Raw genomic sequence first — 19,878 nt, forward strand, 5'->3', positions numbered from 1 at the left:
AGAATTACAACGATTCGGTTTTGATTAAAATCCCTTGTTTAATCAAACGATTGGTTGCCGTTTCCGGCGGATCACACGTAATCAGTGTAAGGGTTGCTTGTTTGACGTCTTGATTTAAGACGGACAAATCCGTTGGTTTGACAAGTTGTGAGGTCTTCATTTGATAGGTATACCGATGACTTTTTGTCGTCACGATGACATGTGCACCCGTTTTCAACTCGGGCAGACGGTTGAAATGCAGTCCTTTCGTGAAACTGCGGTGTCCCGCTAAGGCGTAATTCCCTTTACCGGGCGCGCCGGTTCCTTTCAGATGACCGATGCTTTGATCAAGAATGGTCGTCGAAGCACCTTCTAAGATGACCTGTTCAAAATCAAGTGATGGAATCGTCAGTAAGCCGCTACCGTTTGTTGCGACCGGTTTCTTCGTTTCCTTGGCATCGACCGCCTTTAAATTTTGTGTCCATTGCTGTTTTAGTTCGTCAGCGGCCTGTTGTTTTTGATGATTGGTATACATCGGCCAAAGAATGAGCAGGATGCCGGCAATCAAAAGAAGAAGACCAAGAAGTCGTCGTTTCATAAAAAAATCCTTTCATCTGCTGAAAAGCAGGATATACTTTTTTGAAAATCAGGGAAAAACTACACCTTCCCCGATGGAAAACTATTCTGTTATGATAGAGAGAACGATTTTGAAAACATGGGGTGCGAAAACAGATGAAATCTAAAAAAATAGTCGCGTTGACGTTGACGAGTACATTATTCCTCGGCGCGTGTTCGTTTGATTTATCACAAAAAAGCGATACAAAAGAAGTCATTACAGAGAGTGAACAAGGAAAAGAAGTCCAGGCTGTCGTCAGTCCGGCGATTGATACGACCGATTCCTATTACCGGACCGTCTTACCGTTCCGGCCGAGTGTCGCTCGCGGGATGACACAAAAACGAGTCAGTTCACGCCTGGAGCTGGATGAAATCGAGACCGGATTGATGCGTCACTCCACTCAATTTTTTGCTCCGGATAAATACTATTATCAAGAAGGACAACTGCTCGAGGCCGATCAAATTGCCCAGTGGTTGTTACGAAAAGGAAAAGCCGGGGATGGTGTCAGTGATCCGAACGGCTTGAACCCTGCCTATACGACCGGAAAGTCTTACAAAGAAAAAAACCAAAAGTCTCCTTTGATTCTATCGCACATTTTGGAACAGGACTACATGTTGGAAGAAGATAAAAAACTCGAACTCGGCGGGACATCCGTCGCTTTAGTCTTAAACAGCGAATATGTTTTCCAGGATGAAAACTACGGTCCGACCTATACCGTGAAACTCGACGAGAAAAAAGTCATCGCAGAAGGAAAACGGATGGCAAATGAATTGGTCAAGAAAATGCGGAAAACGGACGGTATCAAAACGACACCGATCCACGTCGCCTTGTATTTGCAGGAAAGTGAAGGGTCACCGGTTTCCGGACATTATGTATCTTCCGCCTTTATCGGGCGCGGCAATCAGATCAGTTCGAACGACTGGAAGAACTATGATGAAAAATACTATTACTACCCATCGGGTGCCGCGACGAACGATGTCCGTGATGATTCCGCGAAGTTTGATTTGTTCAAGGACCGCCTCGAAGACTATTTCCCGAACTACACCGGTATGATGGGAGAAGGCTTTTATCAGGAAGGTGAACTGAAGAAGTTGGAAATCAAGATTCCGGTTCAGTTTTACGGAAAAGCAGAACTCGTAGCGTTCATTCAATATGTGACCTACTTGCTCGAAAATCGTTGGGAATACAATCGGAATGTCCCGACAACGATTACCGTCACGAACTTGAACGGCGATACGGAAGCGATGTTATTCATCGAGCCGGATATGAAAAAACCGATTGTCAAAATCCGTTGATTTCATTTGAACAGACAGGCTCCTTGCGCAAGCAGGAGTCTTTTTTGTTGAGTCTAAGCTGACTTTTAAGCACAACAAAACAACGATTTACTATTGTCAGATTTCTTTAGATTTACGAAAGCCGTCTTGAAAGCGCATAATAGAAAAGAAGCATCATGCGAATCAGCAGAGACACGCTGGATTCGCCTGTTTTAATCCATGGTAAGGGAGCGGGTCGCATGAAAGGTGGTATTTTTTCACAGATTAGCGCCGTCCACGAAGAGTTGCCTTCTTCTTCGCGGAAAGTCGCTGATTTTGTTTTAGCGCATATGAATGAAATCGCGGGGATGACGATTCATCATTTAGCCGAGGAATCGGGAACAAGTGCCGCAGCGGTCGTCCGTTTTTGCCGGGCACTCGGTTTAAAAGGATATCCAGAACTGCGGATGCGGATTTCAGCGGATACGGCACGAACCGATTTAAAGGGGTATCATGATATTGAAAAAAATGAACGGCCTGCTGACTTAGTGGAAAAAACGGTCAGCAACAGCATTCAAGCCTTACAAGATACGGCGAAACAATTGAGTGAAGACCGGATTGCCGAAGCGGCGGATGTCTTGGACCAGGCACGCGCAATTTACTTTTACGGAATCGGGGCATCGAACGTCGTCGCGTTGGATGCTGCACAAAAATGGACACGCGTCGGGAAACTGACGATTCAGGAATCGGATCAACATCTCGTCGCGACGATTCTTGCGAACGCCAGTCCGGATGATGTCTTTTTTGCGATTTCTTACAGTGGTGAAACCGAGGAAGTCGTCGAGTTAATCCGGCTTGCCAAGATTCGCGGGCTGAAAGTCATCAGTTTGACGCGGTTCGGGGATAACCGGGTCAGCCAGTTGGCGGATATCGCCTTATGGACGTCACGGGCGCCGGAAGCGCCGTTACGCAGTGCGGCCTTAAGTTCGCGTCTCGCCCAGTTGTTTGCGATTGATGTGTTGTTTTTATCCTATGCTGCTGTCCATTATGACGATACGATCGAACGGCTGCAGTATACACGGGAAAGCGTCAAGATGTTGCACAGTAAAAAATAGGGGGCGTACATAATGAAACAGACAGTGGAAGAGATGGTGGAGCAGTTATTTCCAGTGATGGTCGAACGGCGTCGGTATTTACATCAACATCCGGAGTTGTCGTTTCATGAGGTCGATACCCCGCAATTCATTGCGGATCGATTGACGGAGCTTGGGATTGAAGTCCGGACCGGTGTCGGTGGCCGGGGGGTAGTCGGAACGATTCGCGGAGGAAAACCGGGAAAAACTGTCGCACTGCGGGCAGACTTTGATGCGTTGCCGATTCAGGATGAAAAAACCGTCGATTACCGGTCGATCGTGCCCGGTGTCATGCATGCATGCGGACATGACGGCCATACAGCGACGTTACTTGCCGTCGCCGAAATTCTGGTCCGTCAGAAAGAACAGTTGGCAGGGAACGTCGTCTTGATTCACCAACACGCGGAAGAAGTCGTTCCGGGCGGGGCACGGGACATGGTTGCCGACGGATGCCTCGACGGTGTCGATGTCATCTTCGGAACCCATCTGTGGTCGACGACGAAACTTGGAACGATTGGTTACCGGATCGGTCCTGTCATGGCAGCGGCCGATAAGTTCGAGTTGACGTTGTTCGGGCGCGGGGGACATGGCGCGAAGCCACACGAAACGATTGATGCCGTCGTACTCGGGGCGACGGTCGTCAAAGAGTTGCAAAGTATCGTCAGCCGCCGACTCGATCCGCTTCAGCAAGCGGTCTTGACCATCGGAACACTGCATGCCGGGAATACGTTTAATGTCATTGCCGACAGTGCGGAACTGACCGGGACAATCCGGACATTTGATCCGGAAGTCGCTGAGCAAATCGTCCACGAAATGGAACGGACGATTAAAGGCGTGTGTGACGCGGCAGGGGCGACCTATTCGTTTACGTACGAAAGAGGATATCCGGCGGTCGTCAATCATCCGCAAGAAACGAACCTTTTACGGACCGTTGCGTCTGACATCATGGGTGCGGATCACGTCTTTGAAATTGCTCCGACGATGGGCGGCGAAGACTTCGCGTATTATCTGCAACAAGTACCCGGCACCTTTTTCTTCACGGGAGCAGGGGACGAAACCTTTTATCCCCATCACCACCCGAAGTTTGACTTTGAAGAGCAGGCGATGCAGCATGCAGCCCGTATTTTAATCGAAGTGACCTTACGTTATCTCGAAGAGTCCAGTAATTGACGAAAAGACACCCATTTTCCGGCCGATGATGACCGGAAGACGGGTGTCTTTTTCATGTGCTCTCTTATAAGATTTCTTGAACCCGACCGACTTGTCCGTCTTCGAGACGGACTTTGATTCCGTGCGGGTGATTCGGCGACTTGGTCAACAGATCCTTGACGATTCCTTCCGTCCGTTTACCTGTCCGCTGGTCTTGTTTTAATACGATACTGACGTGTTGTCCGATTTTAACATCGGCGCGTTTTTTACCATCCATGTCTTGATCGCTCCTTTTTCATAATGCTAGTTGTCAGTATATCATGGTTTCCTGGAGCGAAACTTGTTTGAGGAAAATGCGTAAAGTGAAAAGAACAAAAGAATCGTCAAAAAAAGTTTGACTATATTTGACCAATTGACTGACCAATTCTATAATTAAGATACAGAACAAAAAGTTAAGGGAGTGATCAGCGTGGCGAAAGACTATTATCGAACGCTTGGTGTCGAGAAGACGGCATCGAACCAGGAAATCAAACGGGCATACCGGAAGCTTGCGAAACAATACCATCCGGACGTCAATCAGGAAGCGAGTGCGGATCAGCGCTTCAAAGATATCCAGGAAGCGTTTGATGTCCTCGGGGATGAAGAAAAACGGGCACAGTATGATCAATATGGAAGTAACTATGAACGGATGGCTGGAGCGGGGTATGGACAGTCAGCCGACTATGACGATCTTTTCCGCCAATTCAACGGACGTCAATCCCGGACGGCGGGATCGGCAGGGCAATCGTTTGGATTTGAAGATATGTTCGGTTCGTTTTTTAGTCAAGAACCGGAAGAAACGGACGAAGAACTCGAATTGACGGTTCCGTTAAGTCATCTCAGTCAGAATGACAAGGTGACGATCCGACTGGCGACAGGAGCCATTCAAATGAGTCTGCCGAAAGATTTGTATGACGGGAAAAAAGTCCGGTTACGCGGGAAAAGTTCGAAACGCAACCGTAAAGGAATTGCGGGAGATGTGTACGTGACGATTCACCTGAAGGATGATGATCAATTCCGCCGGCAGGAAACCGATGTCATCTCGACTGTCCGTGTCTATCCGACGGTATTTGTTCTCGGTGGAGAAGTCGTGGCAGATACGTTGGAAGGAAAACGTGTCAAATTAAAAATCAAGCCCGGCACAAAACCGGGAGCCCGTCTTCGGATCCCGAATCGGGGACTCAGTAACCGGGAGGGACACCGCGGTGCCTTGCTGGTTCAACTGGAAGTCAAATTACCGGAAATGGAACCATCGTTTTATGAAGAGTGGGAAAATCGTTTATCTGTGAAGGAGTGACGGGAAAATGGATTTCGAAAAATTAACGGACCGGGCACATGAAGCCATCGTATCGGCACAAGCCATTGCCAAACAGCGTCGACACAGTGAGATTACAGAGTGGCACTTGTTGCTGGCTTTGCTTTCACAAGAAGAAGGCATTGCACGGATTGTTTTTGAGAAACTCGATCAACGGATCGACCAGTTGGAGACGGGCGTCAATGAAGCACTCGGACGGTTACCGGCGCTCGGTCAATCCTCGACGCCGCGAATCAGCAACTCCTTATTGCAGGTGTTGACGGAAGCAGAAACCGAAGCCCGTTTGATGCAAGACGATTACGTTTCTGTCGAGCACTTATTGTTAGGTCTTGTGAAACAATCCAGTCCGGCGACACAATATTTGCGGAGTCAGGGTGTGACCGAGCAGGTCTTGCGGGAAGCCATCATCGAGATGCGGGGCAACCGGAAGGTGACGACGAAAAATCCGGAAGCGACCTTTGATGTCCTGAAGAAATACGGGCGGGATCTCGTCGCGGATTTCCGGTCCGGTAAAACGGATCCGGTCATCGGACGGGATGACGAGATTCGCCGGGTCATCCGGATTCTCAGCCGGAAAACAAAAAATAATCCCGTCCTGATCGGCGAACCTGGGGTCGGTAAAACGGCAATCGTCGAAGGACTGGCTCAACGGATTGTCCGGGGCGATGTACCGGAGAGTCTCAAAAACAAACAGTTGTTCAGTCTCGATATGAGTACGCTTGTCGCGGGTGCCAAATACCGTGGTGAATTCGAAGAACGTCTTCAGGCGGTCTTAAATGAAGTTAAGGAAGCAGAAGGACAGATTCTGTTGTTCATCGACGAATTGCACACGATTGTCGGTGCCGGGAAGACCGAAGGCGCGATGGATGCCGGAAACATGCTGAAACCGATGCTTGCCCGCGGAGAGCTGCACTGTATCGGTGCGACGACTTTAGATGAATACCGGAAGTACATCGAAAAAGATCCTGCACTTGAACGCCGCTTCCAACAAGTGCTGGTCGCGGAACCAGATGTCGAAGATACGATTTCGATTTTACGTGGTCTGAAAGAACGGTTTGAAATCCATCATGGTGTCCGGATTCATGATAATGCCCTGGTTGCGGCAGCCATCCTGTCAGACCGGTACATCACGGACCGTTTCATGCCCGATAAAGCCATTGATTTAGTCGATGAAGCGTGTGCGATGATTCGGACCGATATGGAATCGATGCCGGCGGAACTGGATTCACTCGTCCGCCGTGTCATGCAACTTGAAATCGAAGAAGCCGCACTGAAAAAAGAAACCGATGAAGCATCCCGGAAACGACTCGAGACCCTGCAACAGGAACTCAGTTCTGTCCGGGAAGACGAAAGTGCGCTCCGGACACGATGGGAACGCGAGAAAGACAGTTCCCAAAATGTCCAGCAGTTGCGGGCAGATCTTGAAAAAGCAAAACTGGCTCTTCAGGAAGCTGAAGGACGGTATGATTTGAATACAGCCTCGGAAATCAAATACGGACAGATTCCGGCACTTGAAAATCAGTTGAAAGTGGCGGAAGAATCAGCGGAACACGTCGCGCATGAACTCGTCCGGGAAGCCGTGACGGACGAAGAGATTTCCGATATCGTGTCGAAGTGGACGGGAATTCCCGTCAGCCGTCTCGCACAAGGGGAACGCGAAAAGTTACTGTATTTAGAAGATACGTTGCATGAACGTGTTTTTGGTCAGGATGAAGCAGTCCGGCTGGTCTCGGATGCTGTCATCCGGGCGCGTGCAGGAATCAAAGATCCGAATCGTCCAATCGGTTCGTTCCTGTTCCTTGGACCGACAGGAGTCGGGAAAACGGAGCTTGCGAAAGCTCTTGCAGCCGCCATGTTTGACAGTGAAGAACACATCGTCCGGATTGATATGTCCGAGTATATGGAGAAACACAACGTTTCCCGCCTGGTCGGAGCACCTCCCGGTTATGTCGGTTATGAAGAAGGCGGTCAATTAACAGAAGCCGTCCGTCGGAGTCCGTATTCGGTGCTGTTGTTTGACGAAATCGAAAAAGCACACGGGGACGTCTTCAATATCTTACTTCAAGTACTGGACGACGGCCGTTTGACCGATGCGCAAGGACGGGTGGTCGATTTCAAGAACACGATTGTCATCATGACATCGAACATTGGATCGCATATTTTACTCGAAGCAGCAAAAGACGGTGATATTGATGCGGCCGAAGAAGAAGCGGTCCGCCAAGAACTGAAAAAGTATTTCCGGCCGGAATTCCTGAACCGGATTGATGACACGATTCTGTTCCATCCTCTCCACCGGGCGGAAATCGAACGGATCATCGACAAGGCCGTCAGCAAGATGGCAGAACGTCTGTCAGGTCGTGAAATTACGATTGATGTCACAGAAGCGGCGAAAACGTTAATTTTCAATGAAGCGTTTGAACCACAGTACGGTGCCCGTCCGATTAACCGGTATATCCAGCGGACGATTGAAACGAAACTGGCACGGGCTCTGATTAGTGGATCCATCCAGGATGGTTCGCATGTGGCGATCGATACAGACGGTACAGAACTCGTTATCCGCTAAACTATAGTTTAAAAGGTCGTCTCATCCTCTGACAGTCAGGGGAGAGACGACCTTTTGAATGAGAAGGAAAACTAAAAAAGAATAACGGCATACCTCGTGACGAAAAAGCATGATAAGCTAATGAAAACGACAGGAAGAGGGACTCCGATGAACGTAACGCAACAACAACTAGAAGAATTAATCGCTGAATGCCGCCCCTATACGGTGCTCGGGCAGGTGGCGAGTTATATACCAGAACTGGCAAAATCGGAACCGACCCAACTCGGAATCGCTGTTTGTAATGCAGACGGCAGTTTTGTATCCGCGGGAGACGCCGAAACGATGTTCACCTTACAAAGTGTTTCAAAAATCATCACGTTAGCCTTTGTCCTCGAGACATTTGGTGAAGATTACGTGTTCTCGAAGGTCGGTATGGAACCGACGGGAGACGCGTTCAACTCGATTGCGAAGCTTGAAGAGACGATTCCGACGAAACCCCTGAATCCGATGATCAACGCCGGAGCACTCGCTGTGACGAGCATGTTACCGGGGGAAGATGCAGCCGATAAGCTGAACCGGTTACGCCAATTCATTGCCGATCTGCTGGATATCGAACTCGATATGGTCAAATACGATGCAGAGGTCGCGAAGTCCGAATTCGAGACGACCGACTTAAACCGGGCTCTGCTGTACTTCATGCGGTATCATGGAGTCATCGAAGGAAATGTGGAAGAAATTATCGATGTTTATACGAAACAGTGTGCGATTTTGACCAATTGTAAAGGACTCGCGATGATGGGGAAAATTTTAAGTCAATCCGGAAAAACACCATCCGGGAATCAAGTCATCTCCCGCCGGAATGCACGGATCATCCGGGCGATCATGACGACATGCGGCATGTACGATGCGTCCGGTGAATTTTCAGTCCAGGTCGGGTTACCCGGAAAAAGCGGGGTATCGGGTGCCATCGTGGCCTGTGGTCGCAGTGACTTCGACATGGCGGACCTTGGAATCGGTATCTTCGGACCGGCACTTGACCTGAAAGGAAATTCGATTGCCGGAACGAAGATGCTGGAGTTGCTCGTCCAGCGTCATCCTTAATCAAACGACAGTTGATCGAGCAGTTTCGAAAGCTTTTTCTCAAGACGGGTGATTTCTTTTTGTTGTTGCGCAAGCTGGTCGTCAGGAACGCTGAAAAGACGCCAGCGTTCGAGGCGGTTATACGTATCATTGATGTCACCTAATTGGGTTTGAATCCGTTTTAACCGGTCGACGGACGATTTCGGGAAATCGGTATACGGACGTAAATACTCGACCGTATAGCGGTAGAACTTCGTTGCAAGCCGTAACTCATGCATCATCTGAATACGCTTCTTCCCTTCCTTATGCTGAACTTTTTCATAATGAAGTTTCTTTTTGTCGAATCGTTTTTCAGCTGTCTGAAGAAGATCTTTTTCATCAATCCGTTTTAATTGTTTCGTCAAGCGACCGGCTAAAAATCGACGGACGGAGCGGTCGAGTTCGTCGGAAATCAACAGATGCATCGTTTCGAGTAACGTGGCCCGTTTGCCTTGCAGTTGTAAGGCGAGGTGTTCCGCGAATAACTGCTCAATCGGAGAAGTGACACCTTGTTGACTGAGTTGAACATCAAGATCCCGGACTTGACCGAACGCAGCCATCAATCGTTTCCAGATGAGATAGATTGGTTCCTCCGTTTGATCGACTAACTTCGCGAAGGTGATTAATTTACGTAAACGGATCCGCGCCTGGTGAACGTCTTCCGGGTTTTTAAATGTTTGGGCTTCCTCGGCATAATGATTAAATGTCGACCAGGTCTCGAGTAATTCAAAAGTTAAATTTTCCGCATCACGATGATTCAAATGAATCCCTCCTTAAATAATTTACGTAGAACAAATAGCAAACTTGAATGCTTCAATAAAAATAGGGTGCAGGTTGCCCTGGAATGTGGTGGAACAATGTTAGAGACAACTACGCTATCGGGAAAGATTCAACAGTTTATGAAGATTTTCTTTCCGATTCTGGTCACACAGGTAGCGTTTTACTTAATTAGTTTTTTTGATACGGTCATGGCCGGACGATATGGGTCGGCTGATTTAGCGGGCGTCGGCGTCGGAGCCAGTCTGTGGGCACCGGTTTACACAGGATTGACGGGTATTTTATTAGCCGTGGCACCGCTTGTCTCCCAAGCAATGGGGGCACGAAAAGAGCGGGAAGTGAAGCGGATCGTGATTCAGGCATTGTATGTCTCCGTCGTCATCATCGTTTTGACGGTTCTGCTTGGACTCGTGCTCGTGAATCCGATTTTGAACCAAATGGAATTATCGGATCAGGCACGTCATGTTGCCCGCATCTATCTCGTCATGTTAGGTTTTGGAATCATTCCGATGTTCGTCTTCTTTGTCCTGCGCACCTTAATTGATTCGTTAGGCAAATCGAACATCACAATGACGTTATTATTATTCTCTTTACCCATTAATGTGGCTTTCAATTATCTGTTTATCTTCGGAAAGTTTGGTTTTCCGGAACTGGGCGGGATTGGAGCAGGAGTGGCAACAGCCATCACATACTGGATTTTATGTATCGCGGTTGTTGGGGTCGTCTTGAAAGGTGAACTGTTTCAACGGCTCGGGATTCTCCGTCGTTTTTATAAACCGGATGTAACACGAATCAAAGAATTGGTATTGCTCGGTGCACCGATTGGATTAGCAATCTTTTCGGAAGTCAGTATCTTTTCAGCCGTGACTTTGCTGCTTGGCGCCTACGGCGATGTCGTCATTGGAGCCTATCAGGCAGCGATTAACTTTGCTTCGTTCGTTTATATGATTCCACTCTCGGCCGCATCAGCCCTGACGATTACGGTCGGGTTCGAGATGGGAGCCAAGCGGGTCAAGGACGCCGTCCAGTACGTGTGGATCGGCTTGTTGCTGTGTCTGGTCGTTTCCTTGTTTTCAGGTGGACTGCTGTACGTTCAAAATGAACGGATTGCGGCACTTTACAGCAACGATCCGGCAGTCATCAAAATGGCGGCTCATTTCATGATTTTAGCGATTTTCTTTCAATTATCCGATGCAGTCGCGGCACCCACTCAAGGGGCACTTCGCGGATTCAAAGATGTCAACGTCACGTTTATTTTGACGATTACCGCGTACTGGGTCATCGGACTACCACTCGGATTTTATTTTGAGCGGTTTACGGAACTTGGACCGGATGGGTATTGGTGGGGATTGATCATCGGACTTGCCGTCGGAGCCAGTCTTCTCTTGCTCCGCCTGATGCATCTTGTCAGAAAATCAAAGGAGGTCGTGAAATGAGATTCAATAAACAACGTGTGTTGACAGTGGCGAAAATCATTTTGCCGATTATCTTGATTGCATTCATTTTTTATCAGGGTCAAAACGAATTAAGAAGTCTGTCGTTAAAGGAATCGATTCGGGCGATTCAGCAAATTCCGTCCTGGAAGTTTATTTTATTGATTGTATCGGGGCTTGCAGCGGTCGCGACGATGTTCTTTTATGATTTCTTTTTATTGCGTTCGCTTCAAGTGAAGGTTCCGATCGGATTGATTTTCCGGGCATCCTGGATTGCCAACTCGTTTAACGGCATCATCGGTTTCGGCGGACTTGCCGGAATGGGGGTCAGAACCGCCCTCTATCGACCGTTCGTCGAAGGAACCCGGTTATTGAAAGCCATCGGTTGGATGGCACCGACACTGATCAGCGGATTATCGATTTTATCGGCATTATCCTTATTAAACGTCTTTCCGGCATTTGAAGTGTTGGATTTAAAGAAATGGTTATGGCCGGTCATCATCGGTGTTGCCTTCTTCTTCCCGGTCTATCTGTTGTTTACTTTCCGACGGGGGAGCAGCAGTATCCGTCCGTCGTCGATCGCCCTCTATTCGCTTGTATCGCTTGCGGAATGGTTCAGTGCGGGAGTCGTCGTCTATTTTATTTTGGCGGCCCTCGGAACGGATGTCAGTTTTTCTAAAGTCATCGGCGTCTTCATCATCGCCGCGACAGCCGGTCTGATTTCGATGGTACCGGGAGGATTCGGTTCGTTTGACTTGGTCTTTTTGATCGGTATGCAGCGTGCCGGCGTCGAAGAAGGTATCGTCCTTACCGGATTGTTGATTTATCGTCTTGTATATTATTTGATTCCTTTTGTGATCGGGGTCATTTTCTCGGCACGTGAGTTCAGCGGTCCGGTCGTCAAAATGATTGAGGATAAACCGATTGTCGGCCCGTCGGTTGAGGTCGGCGGCGTCATCTGGCGGCTTCAGTTACGTTTTTTAAGTAAAGTCCGACATTTTACATTGGCCTTGATTACGTTACTCGCCGGCATCGCGATTTGGGGTCTGGCGATTTTGCCGCCAAACTCGACACAGTATGAATATTTGGAAGCCCGTCTGCCGCATGAATTGTTGTTGCTTGCGAACAGTTTCTTTTTGATGGCCGGCTTGTTGTATGTACTGCTTGCACCGTCTCTGTACCGACGGACTAAACGTTCGCTGTATATGATTTATGGTGTTTCGGCTTTTGCTTTAATCGGGATGGCACTGCGCGGATTTAACTTGATCTCCTTGTCTGTCGTGTTGATCGTGCTGGTTTTAGTGACGATGTCACGGAGTGCCTTTCATCGTGAACGGACGTTGATCACGACGACTCGACTGATTCGGGCCGCTTTTGCCGGTTTTTTATACATCGGTGGATTCATCTTCTTCGGATATGCCTTTTACACACTCGGTTCGGCTGACGGAACAAAGGTTTATCCTGCCCATGAGATCTTCATGTTTGCCGCGAGTGCATCGATTTTTGCACTTGTCTACACACTCGTCTTCATTCGTTTATTCAATACCTTTAATCAGCCGGTCTTGGGTGAAAAGTTAGATCTGCAAAAAGTTAAGGATGTCTTGACGGAAGAAGGGGGAAATTATTTAAGTCACCTGGCTTTTCTCGGAGATAAACGCTTTTTCTTCTCCGAGTCCGGACGTTCATTTATTCAGTTCAGTCAGACCGGAAACCGGATTATGATGCTTGGTGATCCGAGCGGAAATCCGGAAGAGCATTCCCAGTTGATTGCCTGTTTCTTACGGCGTGTTGAGGATTTAGGTTATATCCCGAACATCTATCAGATTCAGGCACAGAACATGTCGTTGTATCATGATTTCGGCTTTAATTTCTTTAAGCTTGGTGAAGAGGCGATTGTCGACATGACGACCTTTACCGTTTCCGGGAAAAAACGGGCCGGCTTACGTTCCATTAAAAATCGTTTTGAACGGGAAGGGATGACGTTTGAAGTCGTATCGCCTCCATTTAGTGAAGCGTTGCTGAATCAATTACGTGACATCTCGGATGAATGGTTAGGAGGGAAATCCGAAAAAGGATTTTCATTAGGCTATTTCAACGAGTCTTATTTGAATCAAGCGCCGATCGGCATCATGCGTGATGCCAATCAGCAGATGCTTGGATTCATGACATTCATGCCGGCGTATCAGGAAGGTGTTCTCTCGATTGATTTGATGCGTTTTCGTCCGGATGGTCCGAACGGGATCATGGATGCCATGTTTATCCGCTTGTTTGACTATGCGACTGAGCAAGGCTACCACACCTTTAATATGGGAATGGCTCCTCTCTCATCCGTTGGTGAGGACGAAACATCATTTTGGCAGGAACGTGTAGCTGCCGACGTATTCAACAACATCCGGTACATGTACAGCTTTACCGGGTTGAGACGCTATAAAGAAAAATATGATCCGAAGTGGGAAGGGCGTTACCTCGCATATCGCAAACGTCAATCATTAACAATTGCGATTTTAAAAGTGACACGTCTGATTTCGAAGAAAAAGGACCGGATTTTATTACCGTAAGCAAAGAAGATTCTGGACTAGACTCCGGAATCTTCTTTTTCATAATCAGTTAAATGTATAAAGGTCTATACAACTAGAAACAACAGCGGTATACTAATGGTGAAGAACCAACACTTGTCGGAATCAAAAAGAGAAAGGAAGAAACAAGATGCCAAGCATAATTCATGCAGAAATTTATACGGGACATACTGTCATTCAAGACGGATTCATCCGCTTTGAAGAGACCATCCAGGAAATCGGGAAGATGTCAGATTATACACCGCGCGACGAAGTCGTCATCGATCTTAAAGGAAAACGACTGATTCCAGGAATGATTGATGTTCATATCCACGGTGGATATGATGTCGACACGATGGATGCGAATGCGGAAGCGATGCACCGGTTGAGTAAAGCGATGCTTGCGGAAGGTGTCACGTCTTTTTTTGCGACGACGATTACCCAAGACTGGGACCAAATCACGCGGGCACTAGAAGTCACACGGGACGTCATCAATTCCCGGCAGACCACGATTGAAGGGATTCATCTGGAAGGACCGTTCATTAATCCGGACTATGCCGGAGCCCAACCGTTGGAATACATCGTCGAACCGGATGCGAATCAATTTTTAATATGGCAACAGGCATCCGGAAATCAGATCAAACTGGTCACGTACGCTCCGGAACAGCCCGGTGCCCGAAACTTTGAAGCGGTGGTCCGAGAGACGGGTGCGATTCCGTCTGCCGGACATACCGATGCGACATTCGATCAAAATCATTTAGGTAATGTCACCCACGGGACGCATCTCTATAATCAAATGCGCGCCTTGCATCACAGGGAACCAGGGACGGTCGGGTATTGTCTTCTCGAACGATCGGTATACGCGGAAATCATTCCGGACGGGATTCATAGTTCAAAAGAGATGGTCGAATTCGCTTATCGGATGAAAGGGTCAGACCGTTTGACGGTCATCACCGATGCGATGCGAGCGAAGGGATTGTCGGACGGAGAATATGAACTTGGTGGACAGACGGTGCACGTCAAGGACGGAGCCGCGCGTCTTGAAAGCGGGAACTTGGCAGGCAGTGTCCTGACGATGGATCAGGCGTTACGCAATATCATCACTTTTACCGGCTGTTCACTCGAACAAGCGGTACAAATGACTTCGATCAATCAGGCAGAAGAATTTGGCTTAACACATAAAGGGCGACTCGAGCGGGGCAAGGATGCGGACTTTGTTGTATTGACGACAGACTTGGAAGTCGAACAAACCGTTCACCGCGGGAAAGTGCACCGATTTACAAACGGAAAGGGGTAACAACTAATGAAATGGATGATTGTAGAAAAAGCAGAAGAATTGGCAAATGTCTCGTACCAACTGCTCAAACAGGAGATTTTAAGACACCCGGAAGGATTGACGATTGGACTGGCGACCGGCAGTTCTCCGCTCGGTGTGTATGAAGAATGGCGCAAGGATCAAGTGGATTGCCGGCATGTGACGACCGTCAACTTGGACGAATACGTCGGACTGAGCCCGGATCATCCGCACAGTTATCATACGTTCATGCAAGAACATTTGTTTGATGCGGTCGACTTTAAAGAATCCTATGTACCGATTGGAAACACGATCAATCCGAGTCAAGAGAGTGCGCGGTACGAAGAACTGGTTCGGAAATTGGGAATCGACATTCAATTGCTCGGCATCGGTTCGAACGGTCATATCGCATTCAATGAACCCGGTACACCGTTTGATGCGACAACCCATGTGACTGAGCTGACCGAGTCGACCCGGATTGCCAACCAACGTTTTTTCGATCGGTTGGAGGATGTTCCGACTGAAGCGATCACGATGGGAATCGGAACGATCATGGAAGCGAAGAAGATTTTATTAGTCGCTTCAAGCGAGCGAAAAGCAGAGGCGATTCGCGACATGATGGAAGGTCCGGCAACGACTGCTTGCCCGGCGACGATTTTACAACGTCATGCCGATGTGATGGTTGTTCTTGACGAAGAAGCCGCAAGCTTGTTATCGGACGAAGCAAAACGTACAGGCAGAGCTGCCTATACCAACTTCATGAAATGAAACAACAACTCGTCTTTGATGAGACCGGACTGCTTTAGACCGTTCTTCTCAAGAGGCGAGTTTTGTATTGAATTTCGGTTTAGCTGTTCCATCGCAAAAGCAGTGAAGACACATGATCTTAATCGAATCGTAAATTGACATTTTAATAAAAGTCGGGATAATGGAGAATAGTGAACTTTACAGAAAATTTACATGAAAATGAGGGCTTACAGATGCAGACGAGATCAGCAAGAAAGAGGCAACCGAGTGCTGGCAAGATGTTCATCAAAGTGATTGCTGCCTTGTTATTACTTTTGACCGTCATCGGTTCCGGTTATGCGGGAGCGGTTTTCATAAAAACACAGGAAACACTGGCGAGAACACAAATCAACATTCCGGGTTCGAAAGTCAGTTCGAAATATGATGATGTCCCGTCCGAATCTTTTTTGATTTTAGGAACGGATGAGACGAAAGCCAGTAAAGAACGCAAGGAACCGGCACGATCAGATGTCATGATTGTCGGTGTCTTGAATAAAAAGACGGAGCAATTGGTACTGACCAGTATTCCGCGGGATTCACTCGTCAATATCGATTACTCCAAATATGATGTGCCGTACGGGAAAACGGGTGTCGAGCAGGATAAAATCACCCATGCGCATTATTTTGGTTCGATGGACAAATCGAGTTCATACAACGGAATCAAACTCGCCCGTGAGACAACGGAAAATCTGCTTGGTATTGAAATCAACCATGTCGTTAAAGTCAATTTTCAAGGATTCGTTCAGTTGATCGATGCGCTGGACGGAGTTGATATCGATGTGCGTTATGCGTTCAAAGAACAGGATTCAGCCCGTAAAGCCGGAACGATTACCGTTCCGAAAGGCATGCAACATTTGACTGGGGAACAAGCACTCGCTTATGTCCGGAATCGCCATGATGATCCACTCGGTGATATTGGTCGAGGGCAAAAGCAGATGCAGGTCATTCAGGCTGTTGCGAAAGAAGCCGCAAGCTTCCGTTCGCTTGGTGCGTACCGTGATATCTTAGACGCTGTCGGAGACAATGTCGAAACGAACTTAGGACCAAATGATTATCTTCGTTTAGCTGATTTTACGACGGCTTTACGTAATACGACAGAATACCAGCTCGCAGGTGAAGGATACATCGGCATCAGCGGGAAATGGGAATATCATCTGGACCCAAATCAACTTGATCGTGTCAAAGCCAATTTGACCAAGGCGATGCAAGGACAAGAAGTTTCACCCATAAAAGAAGAGACAAGCACACCGGAGGAAACGGATTCGCCGACAGTCGAGCAACCCGTTCAATAACTGTTTCAGACGGATGAGCCTAAAAAAGCACACGTTTCAGATACTTTCTTGAAAAGTATCCTGAAATGTGTGCTTTTTTGCTCGAAAAAAAGAAAGTGGACTTCTCCTGACTTCAAATCAGACTCAGCGTTGCCTTTCCATTTCGACCGTGAACGTATACCGGTCGCCGCGATAAGCAGAGATGACATATTCAAACGGTTGATCGGTGGCAAGGAAAGTCAGCTGCTCGACGGACAACACCGGTGAACTGACCGACAGACCGAGATGTTGCGCTTCTTCTTTTGTCGCGAGGCGTGATTCGAAAGTCTGACTGGCACGGCCAAGGTTGAGTCCACTGGCTTCAGCAAAGGCATAAAGAGACGTGATAGCGACGTCCTGATTCAATCCCGGCAACAACTGTTCCGGGATGTAGACCGTTTCGAGCGCAAGCGGTTGTTCGTTTGCGATCCGTAACCGTTTTAATTCATAGATTTTGGCTCCTTCACGAATACCAAGTTTATTCGCGATTGTCATTTCAGCAGCAATCGTCTGGTAGGACAACAATTCACTTGCCGGTTCCAATCCAAGATGTTCCATCTCTTCAGAAAAACTGGTCAAACCAGACAGTTGCATGACGATTTTTTTATTGGCAACGAATGTACCGCGTCCTTTTTGACGAATCAGATAACCGGCGTTGACGAGGTTCGAGATGGCTTGACGGACAGTCATCCGGCTGATTTGATGGGCCTCGGCGAATTCGCGTTCTGAGGGAATCAAATCGCCCGGTTGTAATAGACCTTCTTCGATTTGTTGCTTTAAGGCAGCCTCAATTTGGTAGTAGATTGGAAGTGGTGAATTTTTATTGATGTGCTGAATCACGGCATTTCGTCCCTTCGCGGTCGATAGTCTTTCATCTAGTGTACTAGGAAATGAAGATGTCGACAAACGATTGTAAGTGATTTGTGTCATAATAGAAGCAAATTCAGTACAAAAAAGGTGGAATGAAGATGCGTTCAGAGCAAATTTATCCGGACGTCCGGACATTCGAATCAATCGTGACGGGTACGAAAGAAGAGCAGGGACACTGGGTGACGCTGCAACAAAGTTACTTTTATCCGGAGAGTGGGGGACAGCCTGCCGATCGGGGCACGCTGAACGGTATTCCCGTATTGGATGTTCAGCTTGAAGACGGACAGGTCTGGCATCGCCTCGAAAGTCCACTTCTTAAATCCGAAGTGCAAGGTGAAGTCGATGATGTCATTCGAACGGACCATGCAGCGCAACATACGGCGCAACACGTCATTTCTGCGATTCTTCAGGACGAGTTCCAAATCAAGACGATCAGCTTTCGGACCGGTACGGAAGAATCGACGCTTGATCTCGATTTTGACGCATGGGACGACGCCCTTCAAAGTCGACTGGAGGAACGGTTGCGGACGGTGATTCAAGCCAACCTCCTAATCACGGCGACAGAGTATACAGAAGAAGCGGCACTCCGGTTACCTTTACGAAAGACCCCTCAAGTAACCGGGAAAATCCGCGTCGTTCAAATCGGTGAACTCGATTACAGTGCCTGCGGAGGGACACATCTGGCCTTGACGTCGGAACTGGAACTGATTTTATTCACAGGACTGGAAAAGGTTCGAGGAAATATCCGCTTGGCATATGTAGCGAAAGACCGGGCATTTGGATTACTGACGACGGAACGACGTGTTTTAGCAGAAACGGCCCGTGCATTATCAGCTAAAAAAGATCAGGTTCATCTCGTCGTCGAGGAACTGAAACAGGAGCAGGTGCGTCTGAACCGTCAAATCGGACAGGCTGAAGATGCTCATGTCAAAGCGGTCTTAAAAGAACTTCTGGCGACGGACGAACCGGTCCTGACTGTGCGACATGATAAGGAAGACATCCGTTTCTCGGAAAAACTGCTGAAAGCCGTAGCCGAAGCAGGACGGACAGGATTCGTCTGGAACGAGACAGCTAAAAAATTATTCATGTGCAGTGCCGGTTCCATTCATCTCGGGCAATTTGCCAAAACTCATCTTAAGCAGTTTAATGGACGTGGCGGCGGAAGTGAAAACAATGCCCAGGCATTATTCCAAACGTATGAAGAGGCACAAGCTTATGTAGAAGCATTAAAGGAGGAATTACATACATGACAGTGATTCAAGTGAAAACAGCCGAACAGCAACAAGCAGTCCGAATGATCCGGGAACGGGTTTTCGTCGAGGAACAAGGGGTTCCCCGCCATTTGGAATATGATACACACGATGAAACAGCGATTCATCTGCTCGTCCTCGATGAGCAGAATCGTCCTGTCGCAACGGGGCGGACGCGTCCGTATGATGAGCAACGGATGAAGGTCGAACGCGTCGCGACACTTGCGGCGACAAGAGGAAAAGGATACGGTGGCGAACTGATGCAGGCGATGGAACGGATTGCCCGCCGTGAAGGGCGGACGATTTTGACACTCGGTGCCCAGGTCCAGGCAATCCCGTTTTATCAAGGGCTTGGTTATGCAATTGTTTCCGATGAATTTGACGATGCCGGCATCCCGCACCGGACGATGGAGAAAAAAATTTAACGCTGATTTTTTAAGAAATCCTGAAAAAAGGGT

Annotated in this window: 17 protein-coding genes; 13 read left to right on the top strand and 4 right to left on the bottom strand. The window is 48.1% G+C overall.

The genetic code is table 11. The features are described 5' to 3' along the window. Positions 1–4 precede the first annotated feature (4 nt). Positions 5–577 carry a class D sortase gene (locus AC3IRK_RS02535; protein WP_114596947.1) on the bottom strand — a complete coding sequence of 191 codons (573 nt, stop codon included), beginning with the start codon at positions 575–577 and terminating at the stop codon, positions 5–7. A gap of 134 nt (positions 578–711) precedes the next feature. On the opposite strand from AC3IRK_RS02535, the gene AC3IRK_RS02540 reads away from it, so the two are divergent. The 3 genes from AC3IRK_RS02540 to AC3IRK_RS02550 all read left to right on the top strand — a co-directional run bounded on the left by AC3IRK_RS02540 (position 712) and on the right by AC3IRK_RS02550 (position 4,151). Continuing rightward, entirely contained in the window at positions 712–1,890 is a 1,179-nt protein-coding gene (locus AC3IRK_RS02540; RefSeq protein WP_188005139.1) for a CamS family sex pheromone protein, read from the top strand. 218 nt (positions 1,891–2,108) lie between these two features. Then, entirely contained in the window at positions 2,109–2,963 is an 855-nt protein-coding gene (locus AC3IRK_RS02545) for a MurR/RpiR family transcriptional regulator (RefSeq protein ID WP_188005140.1), read from the top strand. 12 nt (positions 2,964–2,975) lie between these two features. Next, entirely contained in the window at positions 2,976–4,151 is a 1,176-nt protein-coding gene (locus tag AC3IRK_RS02550; protein WP_188005141.1) for an amidohydrolase, read from the top strand. Between the two features lie 64 nt (positions 4,152–4,215). Here the strand turns inward: AC3IRK_RS02550 and AC3IRK_RS02555 are convergent, their stop codons facing one another. Further along, the gene (locus tag AC3IRK_RS02555; RefSeq protein WP_012369376.1) at positions 4,216–4,407 is read right to left on the bottom strand and encodes a YwbE family protein; all 192 of its coding nucleotides are present in this window, start codon (positions 4,405–4,407) and stop codon (positions 4,216–4,218) included. Positions 4,408–4,599: 192 nt separating this feature from the next. On the opposite strand from AC3IRK_RS02555, the gene AC3IRK_RS02560 reads away from it, so the two are divergent. The 3 genes from AC3IRK_RS02560 (at position 4,600) to glsA (ending at position 9,127) form a co-directional block, all read left to right on the top strand. Next, positions 4,600–5,466, top strand: a complete 867-nt coding sequence (locus AC3IRK_RS02560) for a DnaJ C-terminal domain-containing protein (protein ID WP_012369377.1) — start codon at positions 4,600–4,602, stop codon at positions 5,464–5,466. Between the two features lie 7 nt (positions 5,467–5,473). Continuing rightward, a complete protein-coding gene (clpB, locus tag AC3IRK_RS02565; protein WP_188005142.1) occupies positions 5,474–8,047 on the top strand; it encodes an ATP-dependent chaperone ClpB in 2,574 nt (857 codons plus the stop codon). A gap of 147 nt (positions 8,048–8,194) precedes the next feature. Continuing rightward, complete coding sequence (gene glsA / locus AC3IRK_RS02570) at positions 8,195–9,127, top strand: glutaminase A (protein ID WP_012369379.1); 933 nt, start codon at positions 8,195–8,197, stop codon at positions 9,125–9,127. On the opposite strand, the gene AC3IRK_RS02575 is transcribed toward glsA, so the two are convergent. Beyond that, positions 9,124–9,906, bottom strand: a complete 783-nt coding sequence (locus AC3IRK_RS02575) for a CHAD domain-containing protein (RefSeq protein WP_012369380.1) — start codon at positions 9,904–9,906, stop codon at positions 9,124–9,126. The two genes, glsA and AC3IRK_RS02575, sit on opposite strands and share 4 nt — an antisense overlap. Before the next feature lie 96 nt (positions 9,907–10,002). On the opposite strand from AC3IRK_RS02575, the gene AC3IRK_RS02580 reads away from it, so the two are divergent. The 5 genes from AC3IRK_RS02580 to AC3IRK_RS02600 all read left to right on the top strand — a co-directional run bounded on the left by AC3IRK_RS02580 (position 10,003) and on the right by AC3IRK_RS02600 (position 17,282). After that, positions 10,003–11,358 (top strand): MATE family efflux transporter, encoded by a 1,356-nt coding sequence (locus AC3IRK_RS02580; protein ID WP_131973676.1) that lies wholly within the window; start codon positions 10,003–10,005, stop codon positions 11,356–11,358. Continuing rightward, complete coding sequence (gene mprF / locus AC3IRK_RS02585; protein ID WP_131504465.1) at positions 11,355–13,913, top strand: bifunctional lysylphosphatidylglycerol flippase/synthetase MprF; 2,559 nt, start codon at positions 11,355–11,357, stop codon at positions 13,911–13,913. Before AC3IRK_RS02580 ends, mprF begins: the two co-directional genes overlap by 4 nt. A 148-nt stretch (positions 13,914–14,061) precedes the next feature. Continuing rightward, complete coding sequence (gene nagA / locus AC3IRK_RS02590; RefSeq protein WP_489170380.1) at positions 14,062–15,207, top strand: N-acetylglucosamine-6-phosphate deacetylase; 1,146 nt, start codon at positions 14,062–14,064, stop codon at positions 15,205–15,207. A 6-nt stretch (positions 15,208–15,213) separates the two neighbouring features. Then, entirely contained in the window at positions 15,214–15,972 is a 759-nt protein-coding gene (gene nagB, locus AC3IRK_RS02595) for a glucosamine-6-phosphate deaminase (RefSeq protein ID WP_131504467.1), read from the top strand. Positions 15,973–16,184: 212 nt separating this feature from the next. Further along, entirely contained in the window at positions 16,185–17,282 is a 1,098-nt protein-coding gene (locus AC3IRK_RS02600) for an LCP family protein (RefSeq protein ID WP_131973674.1), read from the top strand. 123 nt (positions 17,283–17,405) lie between these two features. On the opposite strand, the gene phnF is transcribed toward AC3IRK_RS02600, so the two are convergent. Continuing rightward, the gene (gene phnF / locus AC3IRK_RS02605) at positions 17,406–18,140 is read right to left on the bottom strand and encodes a phosphonate metabolism transcriptional regulator PhnF (RefSeq protein ID WP_012369386.1); all 735 of its coding nucleotides are present in this window, start codon (positions 18,138–18,140) and stop codon (positions 17,406–17,408) included. A gap of 128 nt (positions 18,141–18,268) precedes the next feature. Here phnF and AC3IRK_RS02610 point away from each other — a divergent pair, with 128 nt between their 5' ends. Together AC3IRK_RS02610 and AC3IRK_RS02615 are read left to right on the top strand one after the other, a co-directional pair. Next, entirely contained in the window at positions 18,269–19,420 is a 1,152-nt protein-coding gene (locus AC3IRK_RS02610) for an alanyl-tRNA editing protein (RefSeq protein WP_131973673.1), read from the top strand. Further along, a complete protein-coding gene (locus tag AC3IRK_RS02615; protein ID WP_114596935.1) occupies positions 19,417–19,845 on the top strand; it encodes a GNAT family N-acetyltransferase in 429 nt (142 codons plus the stop codon). The genes AC3IRK_RS02610 and AC3IRK_RS02615 overlap by 4 nt, the downstream gene beginning before the upstream one ends. Positions 19,846–19,878 lie beyond the last annotated feature (33 nt).

This window comes from Exiguobacterium sp. GL_137, assembly GCF_057834585.1.

Coding starts and splice junctions, on each gene's coding strand:
- AC3IRK_RS02600 (WP_131973674.1), top strand. CDS start 16,185: ATGCAGACGAGATCAGCAAGAAAGAGGCAACCGAGTGCTGGCAAGATG.
- glsA (WP_012369379.1), top strand. CDS start 8,195: ATGAACGTAACGCAACAACAACTAGAAGAATTAATCGCTGAATGCCGC.
- AC3IRK_RS02610 (WP_131973673.1), top strand. CDS start 18,269: ATGCGTTCAGAGCAAATTTATCCGGACGTCCGGACATTCGAATCAATC.
- AC3IRK_RS02540 (WP_188005139.1), top strand. CDS start 712: ATGAAATCTAAAAAAATAGTCGCGTTGACGTTGACGAGTACATTATTC.
- AC3IRK_RS02550 (WP_188005141.1), top strand. CDS start 2,976: ATGAAACAGACAGTGGAAGAGATGGTGGAGCAGTTATTTCCAGTGATG.
- AC3IRK_RS02615 (WP_114596935.1), top strand. CDS start 19,417: ATGACAGTGATTCAAGTGAAAACAGCCGAACAGCAACAAGCAGTCCGA.
- AC3IRK_RS02555 (WP_012369376.1), bottom strand. CDS start 4,407: ATGGATGGTAAAAAACGCGCCGATGTTAAAATCGGACAACACGTCAGT.
- AC3IRK_RS02580 (WP_131973676.1), top strand. CDS start 10,003: ATGTTAGAGACAACTACGCTATCGGGAAAGATTCAACAGTTTATGAAG.
- nagB (WP_131504467.1), top strand. CDS start 15,214: ATGAAATGGATGATTGTAGAAAAAGCAGAAGAATTGGCAAATGTCTCG.
- AC3IRK_RS02535 (WP_114596947.1), bottom strand. CDS start 577: ATGAAACGACGACTTCTTGGTCTTCTTCTTTTGATTGCCGGCATCCTG.
- clpB (WP_188005142.1), top strand. CDS start 5,474: ATGGATTTCGAAAAATTAACGGACCGGGCACATGAAGCCATCGTATCG.
- AC3IRK_RS02545 (WP_188005140.1), top strand. CDS start 2,109: ATGAAAGGTGGTATTTTTTCACAGATTAGCGCCGTCCACGAAGAGTTG.
- mprF (WP_131504465.1), top strand. CDS start 11,355: ATGAGATTCAATAAACAACGTGTGTTGACAGTGGCGAAAATCATTTTG.
- nagA (WP_489170380.1), top strand. CDS start 14,062: ATGCCAAGCATAATTCATGCAGAAATTTATACGGGACATACTGTCATT.